Annotated in this window: 12 protein-coding genes and 1 other annotated feature; all 12 genes read right to left on the reverse strand. The window is 41.5% G+C overall.

Annotation, left to right across the window (positions count from 1 at the left end; translation table 11 throughout):
* Positions 1 to 5: 5 nt before the first annotated feature.
* The 12 genes from obgE to ppc all read right to left on the reverse strand — a co-directional run bounded on the left by obgE (position 6) and on the right by ppc (position 13,471).
* On the reverse strand, positions 6 to 1,316 hold the full coding sequence (gene obgE / locus HMPREF9189_RS06920) for a GTPase ObgE (RefSeq protein WP_033584114.1): 1,311 nt from the start codon (positions 1,314 to 1,316) through the stop codon (positions 6 to 8).
* 70 nt (positions 1,317 to 1,386) lie between these two features.
* Positions 1,387 to 1,521 (reverse strand): DUF4044 domain-containing protein, encoded by a 135-nt coding sequence (locus HMPREF9189_RS06925; RefSeq protein ID WP_000863851.1) that lies wholly within the window; start codon positions 1,519 to 1,521, stop codon positions 1,387 to 1,389.
* Between the two features lie 30 nt (positions 1,522 to 1,551).
* The gene (locus HMPREF9189_RS06930) at positions 1,552 to 1,740 is read right to left on the reverse strand and encodes a PspC domain-containing protein (protein ID WP_000735791.1); all 189 of its coding nucleotides are present in this window, start codon (positions 1,738 to 1,740) and stop codon (positions 1,552 to 1,554) included.
* 20 nt (positions 1,741 to 1,760) lie between these two features.
* On the reverse strand, positions 1,761 to 3,086 hold the full coding sequence (locus HMPREF9189_RS06935; protein WP_001219465.1) for a glycosyltransferase family 4 protein: 1,326 nt from the start codon (positions 3,084 to 3,086) through the stop codon (positions 1,761 to 1,763).
* Positions 3,087 to 3,094: 8 nt separating this feature from the next.
* The gene (locus HMPREF9189_RS06940) at positions 3,095 to 4,147 is read right to left on the reverse strand and encodes a glycosyltransferase family 4 protein (RefSeq protein WP_176601959.1); all 1,053 of its coding nucleotides are present in this window, start codon (positions 4,145 to 4,147) and stop codon (positions 3,095 to 3,097) included.
* A 103-nt stretch (positions 4,148 to 4,250) separates the two neighbouring features.
* Entirely contained in the window at positions 4,251 to 4,580 is a 330-nt protein-coding gene (locus tag HMPREF9189_RS06945) for a metal-sulfur cluster assembly factor (protein WP_000331934.1), read from the reverse strand.
* A 14-nt stretch (positions 4,581 to 4,594) separates the two neighbouring features.
* On the reverse strand, positions 4,595 to 5,704 hold the full coding sequence (rpoD, locus tag HMPREF9189_RS06950) for an RNA polymerase sigma factor RpoD (protein WP_000201892.1): 1,110 nt from the start codon (positions 5,702 to 5,704) through the stop codon (positions 4,595 to 4,597).
* Positions 5,705 to 5,706: 2 nt separating this feature from the next.
* Complete coding sequence (dnaG, locus tag HMPREF9189_RS06955; protein WP_000227916.1) at positions 5,707 to 7,467, reverse strand: DNA primase; 1,761 nt, start codon at positions 7,465 to 7,467, stop codon at positions 5,707 to 5,709.
* A gap of 195 nt (positions 7,468 to 7,662) precedes the next feature.
* Positions 7,663 to 8,421 (reverse strand): ABC transporter ATP-binding protein, encoded by a 759-nt coding sequence (locus tag HMPREF9189_RS06960; protein WP_000125428.1) that lies wholly within the window; start codon positions 8,419 to 8,421, stop codon positions 7,663 to 7,665.
* Positions 8,418 to 9,284: an ABC transporter permease gene (locus HMPREF9189_RS06965; protein ID WP_000637253.1), complete on the reverse strand. Its 867-nt coding sequence runs from the start codon at positions 9,282 to 9,284 to the stop codon at positions 8,418 to 8,420. Before HMPREF9189_RS06965 ends, HMPREF9189_RS06960 begins: the two co-directional genes overlap by 4 nt.
* 65 nt (positions 9,285 to 9,349) lie before the next feature.
* Positions 9,350 to 10,345 (reverse strand): tryptophan ABC transporter substrate-binding protein, encoded by a 996-nt coding sequence (gene trpX, locus HMPREF9189_RS06970; RefSeq protein ID WP_000792178.1) that lies wholly within the window; start codon positions 10,343 to 10,345, stop codon positions 9,350 to 9,352.
* Positions 10,346 to 10,461: 116 nt separating this feature from the next.
* Positions 10,462 to 10,678, reverse strand: a binding site (T-box leader).
* Positions 10,679 to 10,774: 96 nt separating this feature from the next.
* Positions 10,775 to 13,471, reverse strand: coding sequence for a phosphoenolpyruvate carboxylase (ppc, locus tag HMPREF9189_RS06975; RefSeq protein WP_000058152.1), 2,697 nt, complete (start codon positions 13,469 to 13,471; stop codon positions 10,775 to 10,777).
* Positions 13,472 to 13,483 lie beyond the last annotated feature (12 nt).

Consider the following 13,483-nt stretch of genomic DNA (forward strand, 5'->3'; position numbering starts at 1 on the left):
ATCTCCTAGTCTACAAATTCAAACTCAAATTTACCGATGCGAACCAAATCACCATCTTTGGCTCCACGCGCACGAAGGGCTTCATCAACCCCCATACCACGAAGCTGGCGGGCAAATTTCATAACTGATTCGTCACGGTCAAAGTTGGTCATGTTAAAGAGTTTCATGAGTTTTTCACCAGAAAGTACCCATGTCGCATCATCATCACGACTAATCTCAAAGGCTTTTTCTTCCTCGTCAAAACCGTAGTACGCCTCTTCTTCCATATCAGACTCATCATAGATTGGGAATTCTGGAGTCTTGTCTAACAATTCAGCTGTCGCATCCAAAAGAGTTGCCAAACCTTGCTTGGTCAATCCAGAAATAGGGAAGATGGCTGGAAGTTCCTCAAACTCGTCGTAATTTGCTGCCAATTTTTCCTTGAAGGTTTTAAGATTTTCCTGACTTTCAGGCATATCCATTTTATTGGCTACGATGATCTGCGGACGTTCCATGAGACGAAGGTTGTAGGATTCCAATTCTTTATTGATAGCAAGGTAATCCTCGTAAGGATCACGTCCTTCGCTAGCTGACATATCGATGACATGGAGGATAACTCGTGTACGTTCGATATGACGGAGAAACTGGGTTCCAAGGCCAACACCTTGACTAGCCCCTTCAATCAAACCTGGAAGGTCAGCTACTGCAAAAGATTCACCTGACTGTGTACGAACCATACCCAAATTAGGGACAATCGTCGTAAAGTGGTAAGCACCGATTTTGGGTTTAGCTGAAGTAATGACACTGAGCAAAGTTGACTTGCCGACAGATGGGAAACCGACTAGACCAACATCTGCTAAGATTTTCAATTCCAGTTGCAACTCACGTTCTTGACCTGGTTCTCCATTCTCAGAGATTTCAGGCGCAGGATTTTTTGGTGTTGCAAAACGGATATTCCCACGACCACCTCGACCGCCATGAGCCACGATAAATTCTTGACCATGTGCAATCAAGTCTGTAATGACTTTACCTGTTTCTGCATCACGTACAGTAGTTCCCTGTGGCACACGAACACGAAGGTCTTCTGCACCACGTCCATGCATCCCTTTGGTCATTCCTTTTTCACCAGAATCAGCCTTGAAATGACGGTTATAGCGGAAATCCATCAAGGTACGCAAGCCTTCGTCTACTACGAAAACAACGTTACCTCCACGTCCACCATCACCACCCCAAGGACCGCCATTCGGGACATATTTTTCACGGCGAAAGGCAACCATGCCATCGCCACCATTACCAGCCTTGACCTTGATCTTGGCTGTATCTAAAAACATACTCATATTTCTTCTCACTTTAAAAAGGCTGGGGAAAACCCAGTCATTAGTTATTGTTTCTATCCTCGCAGCTTGCTTAGAATCTGCTAAATGCTCCAAGCGCTGTCGCAAAGATACCAGCAAGGGTTACAAACAACATGATGAGCACGACAACAAGCGTCACTTTCTCAAACAATGTTTTTTTACGTTTCCCATTATCTCCAAAAGCCATAACTTCTCCTTTTCACTTTATAATTCTAGTTTAATAGTCTGTCGAAACTGGTGCAACCACCCATAAAATGATGTAAGCAAGGATTCCTGCTCCATAACAAAATGCAAGAACACCCCAAACAACACGAACAATTGTTGGGTCAATATCAAAATAATGGGCAACTCCTGCACAGACTCCACCAATTATTTGATTTTTTCCACTTCGCATTAATTTTTTCATAATATTTTCCTCTTATTCTATTATTTGAATTCATCTTTCCAATAATCTCTGATGCTGGATAATTGCTTCCGAGAAGCCCGCAAAATACGCTTAGACTCTTTTACTGGACTTGTAACAGCCTGTTGGGGTAGATATAAAATCGTTTTCAAGAAGCGCTGACTGACAGGTTTTCCATCATGTAATTCATGTTCAAAGTTATTTGAGATAATGGCATCAAGATAAAACTCATGTACTCGTTTTCCAAAGTTTTCAGCCGAAATTTCGTACAACTTATCCGCCAACTTTTGTTCAGATATATCCGGAGTAGCGATTAAGGCTTCAAGGATGGCCCCTGCTAACTCCTGTTCTCCATAGTAGAGGGTTCCAAACATTTTGTCACTGATCAGGTTATCAAGATAAGGATTGCCATGAGCAATGACGGGTGTTCCACTGGCTAAACTCTCTAGATAAGTTAATCCTTGGGTTTCACTAGTAGAGGCAGAGATGAAGAAATCTGCAGCCTTATAGTATAAAGCTGTCTCACTTGGAGCAATCATCCCTGTAAAAATCACATGTTTTTGCAGGTTTAAGTTCACTGCTTGCTCTTTCAGACTGTCCAGATAAGGACCATCTCCAGCAACGACCAGCTTTACTTTATCTTCTTCTTTCAATACTTCAGCAAAAGCATCTAGAACTGCTTGGATATTCTTCTCGTAAGAAATACGCGAAAGGCTTAGTAGCATTTTCTCGTCTTCCTGAATACCTAACTTCGAACGAAGTTCTTGCAAGTTTTCCTCTTTAATCTCAGGTTGTTCAAACTTAGCTAGCTCAATTCCGGTTGGAATGACACGTTTTTCAACCTTCACTTTGTATTTAGATAAAAGGTCCCGGACAATCTCGCTAGGACAGATTACTCCATCTACATCACGAAGGAAACCACGTACCAGATATTTTACCATACTTGGACGAATCAACATCCCCTTAGCAATATAATGCACATAGTCTTCGTACTGGGTATGGTAAGTATGGATAACAGGAATTCTCAATTCTCGTGCAATCCAAATCCCTAATAATCCAAGTGAAAATTCTGTCTGGGTGTGAATGATATCGAGTTGATACTGCTTGGCGATTTCAAGTGCCTTTGTAAAACCTCGATAGGCAAATCGTCGATCTTTAAATGCAAAGAAAGGGACACTCGGAATTCGAATGATTTGCCAATCCTCGTAGCGGTTCACATCTTTATCTGTTGTTGTAAAGATAAAAACTGCATGGCCTTGCTTCTCAAGCTCTGTCTTCAAGGTTCGAATACTGGTCGCAACCCCGGAAACCTGAGGAAAATAGGTGTCTGTAAATAAACCAATTCGCATAGATTACCTCACTTTTTACCTAGAGCAGCCTGTTCCCGATAAAATTTTAACCAGATTCCCAGTAAACGCTCTTCTGAATACTGCTTGGATATCCTTTTAGCTTTTTCTTTCAATTCTTTTAATGCTGCAGGATTTTCTTTATATTCTAGGATTGCTTCTCTCATCTCAGAGACATCACTTGTAGCACGATAATCTCCCTCAAGAATGACCTTATACAGGTCTAAATCCCTTAACATTATAGGAGCCTCGCAACTAGCTGCCTCTAAGATGGTCATAGGGAATAGTTCATTATAACTAGGTAGTAAGAACAAATCAGCTAAAGCATACAGTTCCCGCATCCTCTCCGGTGACACAATACCTGGGAAAATTAGATTTTTAGGTGGATTATCCATAATCTTCTTATAGCGTTCATAACCATCTGTTATTCCACCAAATGAAAAACCACCAGCCCAGATAAAGGTAATTTCTGGCAATTCTTCAGCAAGACGGATAAAGTCATCTATCCCTTTTCGTTTCTGAACCTGACCCGCACCAACCACGACAAACTGATCTTTTGCAAGATCCATTTCTTCACGAAGTTGTGCAACTTGTTTAGCTGGTAATGGATGCCATTTTTCTTTATTTACAAAATTGGGAATATAAGTTATTTTTTCTCGTGGAATACCCGCAGCAACTAGATCCTCGATAAACATGGGATTAACTACCACCAAGTGTTCCATCCGATTGTAAAAGGAAAAAACATAGCGTTTGACAATTCCTTTTAAGAAAAATGGAATTTTCAAACTCCCCTCGAGTGTCTCAGGTAAGAAATGCACATAGCCAACTTTTCTCCCAGAGCGTTTCTTTTGAAATGTGGATAAATAATAAGGGAAATCAATGGTGTGAAAGTGGGTTACATCTGCCTCTACAGGAAGATTCTCCGTAACAATCAACTGATCTTTGGCATCACGATGAAGTAGACTCACCAATTCACGGTAGGCTCCTGACACTCCTTGACCAGCCACCTTTTCACTTGAACTTAGCATATTAATACGCAATTTTTTGTTTTCCATACTACTCATTATACCATTTTATTTCAAGAAAATCAGTAAAAGAAAGAAGAGACCAGAGGAAAATAGAGGAGCCCCTCTCTTTTCCAATCGTCTCTCGCAATTTTCCAATCGATTACTTAATTCCTAGGGCGATACGCGCATAGCGACTCATTTTTTCAACCGTCCATGCTGGATACCAGACCAATTTGACTTCGATATTGGTTACCTCAGGAACCTCTGTCATCGCATCGTGTATCTGATCTGTTAAGAGGTCAGCCAGCGGGCACCCCATAGTTGTCAAGGTCATATCAATTTCCGTGTGACCTGTTTCACCATCAAAACGAATCTCATAAATCAAACCTAAGTTGACAATATCAATTCCCAACTCAGGGTCGATGACCTCTTCCAAGGCAGTCAAAATACGAGTTTTAATCGTTTCAATTTGCTCTTCTGTATAAGCCATATTATTCCTCACTCTTAGTCTTCAATAAAATCACGAAGGGGTTTGCTGCGACTTGGTTGGCGCAATTTTCTCAAAGCCTTGGCCTCGATCTGACGAATACGCTCACGAGTCACGTTAAAGACTTTACCAACATCTTCAAGAGTACGCATTTTCCCATCATCTAGCCCGAAGCGCAAGCGCAAGACGTTTTCTTCACGGTCTGTGAGAGTATCCAAGACTTCATCCAACTGCTCACGTAAGACGATACGAGTTGTGTAGTCTACTGGATTTTCAATCACTTCGTCTTCGATGAAGTCCCCAAGATGACTATCGTCCTCTTCACCAATCGGTGTTTCAAGTGATACTGGCTCTTGGGCGATTTTTAGGATTTCACGCACCTTGTCAGGTGTCATATCCATACGCTCAGCGATTTGTTCAGGAGTTGGATCTTGACCCAATTCCTGAAGGAGATTCCGCTGTTCACGGACAAGCTTGTTAATGGTTTCCACCATGTGGACAGGGATACGAATAGTACGCGCCTGATCAGCGATGGCACGAGTAATCGCCTGACGAATCCACCAAGTTGCATACGTAGAAAACTTAAATCCTTTTGAATAGTCAAACTTATCCACGGCCTTCATCAAGCCCATGTTTCCTTCTTGAATCAAGTCAAGAAACTGCATGCCACGACCTACGTATCGCTTAGCAATCGAAACTACCAAACGAAGGTTGGCTTCCGCAAGACGTTGTTTGGCTTCGATATCACCAGCCTCAACTGCAAGTGCCAATTCTTTTTCCTCTTCGTTGGTCAAGAGAGGAACAACCCCGATTTCCTTCAAATACATACGGACAGGGTCATTAACCTTGGCAGAAGTTGAGCCAATCAAGTCCTCATCACTGAGTTCTGGTTCTTCTTCTGCACTAAGAACACGCGCGCTTGGATTTCCTTCGTTATCTGTGATAGAAATTCCAGCATCCTGAATCCGTTGCAAAAGGTCTTCAATGCCGTCTGCATCCAGGGTAAAAGGAATAACCAGACTTGAATTGATTTCGTCGTCTGTTGCTGTTCCTGTCTTTTTGTGGTTACGGATAAAATCTGCTACTTGCACATCAAATGTAGTTACTTCTTTTTGTTTTGTTGCCATTATTACTCCATTCTTCTCTTTTGGGAAATCAATCGTTGCAATTCTTCCAAGGCTGTGTCTGTATCTCCTACATGACTAGCTTCCTGCACTTTCTTTTTAATTCTTAAGTTGTCCTTACTGAGGAGGGCACGGTTTCGAGTTTCTTCGACTTCCGCAAGCTCCTGAGGCGACATCTCAGCTGGCAAATCCAGGCTAAGCACGTGGTACCAGGCATTTTCAACTTCAGGCGTCTGATGAGAAAGCTCCTCTGAGCCGATTTCTCCCTGCTCACTTAATAATTCGTAAAGAATCTGAAATTCTGGGGTATCAAAGAAAAAATCTTCTCTTAATCTGTAGTCATTTAGAACAACTGGGTTCTCAGCCATCCTATAGAGGATATGAGCTTCTGCTCTCATGACTGCTGTCAGTTGCCGCGTTACAGGTAAACTAATCGCTGCTGGAGGTTGCTCCTCTTTGACTCTTTCCTGCCTCTGAACAATGCGACTTTCATTTACTATCTGTTCCACCTGCTGGTAATCAAAAGAAGGTAGATTATCCGCCAGAATGTGGATATAAGAATTCTGGGCAGTGATAGACTTTTCCTTGGCGATTAGGGGCGCAATCTTTTCAATAAATTCGATTTGTGCCTGCAAGTTGTCACTATTTTCTGGCTTGAGCTGGTGTATATAGAACTCTATAGGACTGATACGAGTCTTTGTTAAGAGGTAAGCCAGGTCTTCAGCAGAATTCTTTTGCAAATACTCATCTGGGTCCATGGCATCAGGTACTCGAACAACCTCAACTGAAAAGTCTTTTAACTCCTCTAATGCCTTGGCTGTCGCTGCCTGCCCTGCCTTGTCGCCATCATAGCTGAGAACAATTTTTTTGGTAAAGCGTTTGAGGTGGTCAACATGCTCCTTACTTAAGGCTGTCCCCATAGAAGCCACAGCATTTTCTATACCAGCACGGTAGGCTGCAATCACATCCATGAAGCCTTCCATCAGATAGAGCTCTGTAATCTTACCTGTTCCCTTTTTTGCCTTGTCCAAATGATACAATTCGTAACTCTTGTTAAAAATTGCAGTCGAGCGACTATTTTTGTACTTGGCAGTCTGACTATCAGTTTCCTGCCAGATACGACCTGAAAAGGCAATAACCTGCCCCTTGTCATTGGTCAAAGGAAAGATGATCCGTCCGAAAAAGGTATCATAAAACTGATTACCATCTGACAGATAAAACAAGCCAGAATCCAATAAATCCTTTTCCTCAAACTTGTCAGATAAACGTTGGTAGAGATAGGTTCTCTCTGCTGGAGCCAGTCCAATCTGGAAATGCTTCAAAACATCATCCGTCAAGCCTCGCTTATATAGATAAGCCCTTGCTTCTTCTCCCATCTTGGTCGTCATGAGAATTGCATGGTAAAAACGGGCAGCTTCTTCATGCATATCATATAAAGCTTGATGGGGAGAAGCTTGTTGAGGACGAGACTGGACAGGCATGGCTAGTTGAATACCGACGCGCTCCCCTAAGAGCTGAACGGCTTCCATAAAGGACACACCTTGGTATTCTTCGATGAACTTAAAAACATCTCCTGAACGACCACAGCCGAAGCAATGATAAAACTGCTTGTCTTCCACAACGTTGAAAGAGGGGGTCTTCTCACCATGAAAAGGACAGAGCCCTAAATAGTTCCGTCCCGCCTTTTGTAAAGAAATCACGTCGCCTATGACTTCCACAATGTTGGTATTGTTTTTGATTTCTTCAATAACTTGCTTGTCAACCATACACAATACCTCCATCTTATCATAGTTTTACGTTAACTAGTATAGCTTATTTCTGAAAAAAAGTAAACCATTTCATACGCTTTCCGGAATTCTCTTTGCCATATTTTTCTGGATAGAAAAGGAAGATAAAAAACTCAGAAACACTTTCAGGATTCTAAGTTTTTCTTCACTATTTTTGATGATAATTTAACTCATCTATTCAAATAATTGATAGTAGTCTGAAATTTTCATCTTAGCTTTTTCTTCTTTATTGAGGTCTTGGATGATACGGCCTTCCTTCATGACAATCAGACGATTTCCATACTTGAGGGCGTCTTCCATATGGTGAGTAATCATCAAGGCTGTCAGATGGTCTTTGCTGACAAATTCATCTGTTAACTCCATCAAGGCCACACTGGTCTTTGGGTCAAGGGCTGCTGTGTGTTCATCCAACAAGAGTAACTCAGGTCGCTTCAAGGTTGCCATCAAGAGACTCAGTGCCTGACGCTGACCGCCTGAAAGAAACTCAATCGGAGTGTCGAGATGTTTTTCAAGGCCATTTCCCACTTTTTCAATGGTTGCCTGAAACTCCTCGTGGTGACTTGATAGCCTTCTAGAAAGGAGTCCTCTCTTCTCACCACGAAACTTGGCAATCAAGAGATTTTCCGCCACCGTCATACGAGGAGCCGTACCCATTTTAGGATCTTGAAAGACACGAGACAAATACTTAGCCCGCTTTTCAGGTGAAAAATGCGTCACATCCTCCCCCATGATACGAATACTTCCACTTGTTAAAGGTAAGGTACCTGCAATAGTGTTAAAAAGCGTTGACTTCCCTGCTCCATTTCCACCTAGAATAGTAATGAAATCATGTTCGAAAATTTCAAGAGAAACATCATTCAGAATGATTTTTTCCTCATCAAAGCCATTCGTGATGACTTTGGTAGCATTTTTTAATTCTACAATTGCTGTCATTTGCTAAACTTGACTCCTTTCAGGTATTTGCTTTTGAAGGTTGGAATCATAAGGCAAACTGCCAAAATCAAGGCGCTGTATAAACGAAGATAACTTGTGTTAAACCCAAGAGCAATCACTCCCCAAACGAGGAACTGATAAGCGATAGAGCCTACAACGATGGTCATAAGTCGCTCTGCCAAGGTCAAACTCTTGAACAATACCTCACCAATAATCAAGCTAGCAAGCCCTACGACAATCACTCCAATTCCTCGAGAAACATCTGCATATCCTTCTTGTTGAGCAATTAAGGCCCCTGCAAGCGCGATAATCCCATTTGAAAGAACCAAACCCATGAGTTCCATACGACCAGTATGAATTCCAAAACTACGAGCCATTTCGGGATTGTCACCTGTAGCGATGTAGGCCTGACCTAGTTTGGTATCTAGGAAAAAGAGCATGAGACCAATAACAAGGGCAACAAAGATAAAGCCAGTCAGGAGTTGATTAAGGTCTGAATCGAAAGGCAAGACATCCTGAATTTGCTTGGTTCCAAGAAGACCCAGATTGGCACGCCCCATAATCATGAGCATGATGGAATGGCAAGAAGTCATAACCAAAATCCCTGATAAGAGAGTTGGTATTTTACCTTTGGTGTATAAAAGACCCGTTGCCATACCAGCTAGGCAGCCCGCTCCTACTGCAGCCAAGGTCGCTAAAAATGGATTAACCCCTTGTGTTATCAAGGTTACAGCTACTGCTCCCCCTAGAGGAAAAGAGCCCTCAGTCGTCATATCCGGGAAATTTAGAATTCGAAAAGTCATAAAGATTCCCAGACCTAAGATTGCCCAGACCATGCCCTGAGAAATAATGGATACTATCATAATCTTTCACTCATTTCTTTCTTTAGTAAAAACGGGAGGAGATGTCCCCAACTCCTCCTTTATCCTTATTCAATCACTTGCCCTGCTTCTTTTAGAACAGAATCAGGAATGGTGATACCAAGTTCTTGCGCTAGTTTTTTGTTGATAACCGATTTACCAGTTGAGAAGACATTAACTGGAGTATCAGCTGGTTTTTCACCTTTCAAAACTTTAGCAATCATTTTACCAGTAGCCACTCCAATATCGTGTTGGTCAACTACTACAGATGCCAGACCTCCTGCTTCTACCATGGCAGTTGCGCTTGGATAGATTGGTTTTTTAGCTGTTTGGTTGCTTGATACAACTGTTGGGAAGGCTGATGCAATGGTGTTGTCAATTGGAACCCAGATAGCATCGACCTTGCTGGTCATAACATTAACAGTTGAAGCAATTTCATTGGTTGATGGAACGGCAAAGGTTTCGACTTTCAAACCTACTTTTTCAGCATAAGCCTTAAATTCTTCAACTTGTGATTTTGAGTTATCTTCGCTACTTGAGTAGAGGGCTCCGATTGTTTTAACATCAGGTGTCAAAGCTTTAATGAGTTCTACTTGTTGTTCTGCTGGGTTGTGGTCTGATACTCCTGTAATGTTGCCACCTGGTTTTTTCAAATCTTTGACCAAGTTAGCACCGATAGGATCAGTTACAGCCGCCATGATAACTGGTAGGTCTTTAGTAGCACTTGCAAGTCCTTGAGCAGCTGGTGTTGCGATCCCAACGACAAGGTCATTCCCGTTTGCCACCAATTGTTTACTCATGGTAGCAACCTTGCTCTGATCGCCTTCAGAGTTCATAAAGTCGATTTTTACTTGGTCGCCCTTATAACCTTCTTCAGCAAGTCCATCTTGAATTCCTTGATAAATCAAGTCTAAAGAAGGATGGCTGACGAACTGTAGAACACCAATCTTAGCAACCTTTTGCTCCACCTTCGCTGCTGGTTTGTTCATGGATGAATAAACTAAGCTAGCCACTACCAATACTACTAATCCAGCAATAATTCCAATTAAACGTTTATTTTTCATATTCTTTCTCCTTTTAAATCACTTGTATAATGCTCTCTTCAACAAAACAAGCGACGCCATCGTTTAAACTCCAATATCATCCTCCTAATAGAAAAAGTCCTCACACAAAAAACTTGTGTGAGGACGTCGATGCGCGGTGCCACCTCAATTATAGGGACTATCCCTATCGCTCTTTCTCGCATTCACGAGTTGCACTGTAAGGTGTGCTCACCGAATTTTTATGATTTCAAATTCTTTATAACATTCAGCCCAATTTTCATCACTTTCATCTATCTGTTTCCACCAACCACAGACTCTCTTAAAAACTTCAATGATTACTTTCTGAATGTTTAAATTATATCATTTTTCAATTACTTGTCAAGGCTATTTTTAGAATTTTTCAAACAATTCAAAAACTTCCCCTTGAAAAAAGAGGAAGTTTGTAGAATATTAGCCTGAATTACGCAAACCGGTTGCAATTCCGTTGATAGTTGTATGGATTAGTTTTTCTTCGTCTACCGACAATTCACCACGACGTTGACGTTTAATCAACTCCAACTGGATATAGTTAAGGATATTAAAGTAAGGCATACGATAGTTTAGACTGTCTTTTAGGTAGGAATTTTCTGCCAAGAGTTCGTCATAACCTTCGATAGCTAGAATAACGTTCTTGGTCAATTGCCATTCATCTAAAATAGTGTAGTAGATAGCCTGCACTTCTTCATCTTCACAGAGCTTGGCATATTCAAAAGCAATGTTCATGTTAGACTTAGATAAGACCATGTCTACATTGGAAAGCAAAGATTGGAAGAAAGGCCAGTTTTGGTACATATCACGAAGGAACTCGATATTCTTTGGATCTTGATCAATAAACTCTTTAAAGCTTGATCCTACACCATACCATCCAGGGAACATGACACGACTTTGTGACCATGAGAAGACCCAAGGGATGGCACGCAAACCACCGATTTCAGTGATGGTCTTACGAGCTGCAGGACGTGAACCAATGTTGAAGCTTGATATAGCCTTGATTGGGCTTGACTCGAAGAAATAATCATAGAAATGTTCGTTTCCAAAGACCAAATCACGGTAGATATCGTAGCTACGGTCCACTACTTGATCCATGATAGACTCATAATGATTTGAGGTATTGGTATCGCTCTTTTTCTTGGTAATCATACGGTTAATGGCCGCGGATACCAACATTTCAAGGTTATAGTAGGCAGCGTCTTTGTTACCATATTTGTTTCCAATGACTTCTCCTTGCTCAGTCAGACGGATACGGTCCTTGATAGACTTGAGTGGTTGAGATGTGATGGCTTCGTAAGTTGGACCACCACCACGACCTACAGTACCACCACGACCATGGAAGAAGGTGACTTTAACGCCAAATTCATCCCCGATAGCAGTCAGTTGTTGTTGAGCCTTGTAGAGTGTCCAACATGATGATAGATAACCACCATCCTTGTTACTATCAGAGTAACCAAGCATGATTTCTTGGTAGTTGTCTTTTGAAGCAATCCATTTTTTAGCCAATGGAAGAGAGAAGTATCTTCTCATGGTTTCTTCCGAGTGATCCAAGTCTTCAATCGTTTCAAAGAGGGGAACAATTTGAACGCGCGCTTTTTGAGCATCAACCAAGCCCACTTCCTTGAGCATGATGGCTAATTCTAGCATATCAGATACACTTGTTGCGTGAGAGATGATGGTTTGGCGAATGACATTTTCACCCAATTTATCCTTCAACTTGCGAGCAGTTTTGAAGATAGACAATTCTTTCTCAAGCAGTTCTGACTTTTCAGCATAAGTAGCTGAGAGGATACGAGGATCTTCTTCCAACTCTTTTAATAGGAGGGCGCATTTTTCGTCTTCAGAGAGATCGCTATAGTGGTCGTTGATGCCAGCAGATGCTAACAATTCAGCCACACAGGCTTCATGGACGCTAGAGTCTTGGCGCATGTCGATAGAAGCAAGGTAGAAGCCAAAGATTTCAACGGCTTGCATTAACTCGACAAATTCTCCTGAGATCAGGTATTCCCCCTTGTTCTCAAGGAGAGAATCTCGAATGGCCAACAAGTCTTGATAAAATTCATCTGCAGTAACATATCTAGGCTGAAGATCCTTATCTTCAATGAGATAAGCCTTAGTTGCCTGCATCTTAGCTTGGATATCAAAAAGAGCACGACGATAGAGTTCTTTTTCGCGGTAAATGGAGTTATCTTGTGACTTAAGCGCCATCTCACGAACCTTGTCGCTGACATTCACGATGCTGGTTGAAAGTGAAAATTCACGATAAAGATTATAAATCTTTTCATCGTAGTAATTCATGATGACTTCGCACTGAGTCAAGGCTGATTTGTTGAGGGTTTCCGCTGTTACGAAAGGATTTCCATCGCGGTCTCCTCCAATCCACATCCCCATAGTAATTGGTTTTGGATGTTGAAGCTCAATTCCTTGTTCTTTAGCTAGTTTCTTATATTCAGCCGTCAAACGTGGCACAGCATTCAGGAATGAACTTTGATAGTACTCCATCACGTTGGTGATTTCGTTGGTTACCTTCAATTTCTTCTCACGAATCATGTCTGTTTGCATGATAATTTCAATGTAACGACGGAGATCCATGTTCCATTTTTCTTTATTAATCAAACCTAGTTTGACATCACGATACTTGCGCAAAAGAGTATGGATATGGTTGGTCAAGTCCAGCATACTCTTGCGTTGTACTTGCGTTGGATGGGCGGTCAAGACAGGAACGACATTTAACTTTTCTAAAATTTCAGCTGCATTTTCTTTTTCAGCTACCATCTTTATGGTTGTAGACAATTTCCCTAGATAGTCTTGGTCCACATTGTTCTGGTGGTTAATTTTATAGGCTAAGTCCACATCCTCAGATATATTAATCAAGAGTGGAAGGATAGAGAAATAACGAGAAATGTAAATCATTTCTTCATTGGAAAGGCTAGTCACCAGTTCATTGAGCCCTTGATAGTTTTCATTTGTTGATAATTCCTTCAACTGCATGATTTTTTCAAAGGTCTCTGGCGCTAGCATATTTTTTGTAATATCTTCTAGTAGCTCAGTCAAAATCAAGACTTCTTCTTGGATGACGGCTTTATTACTATAGTTTTCTAATTTCTGAAGAGACATATATTTTTCCTT

It is taken from the genome of Streptococcus sp. oral taxon 071 str. 73H25AP, assembly GCF_000146755.1.
Taxonomy (GTDB): domain Bacteria; phylum Bacillota; class Bacilli; order Lactobacillales; family Streptococcaceae; genus Streptococcus; species Streptococcus oralis_T.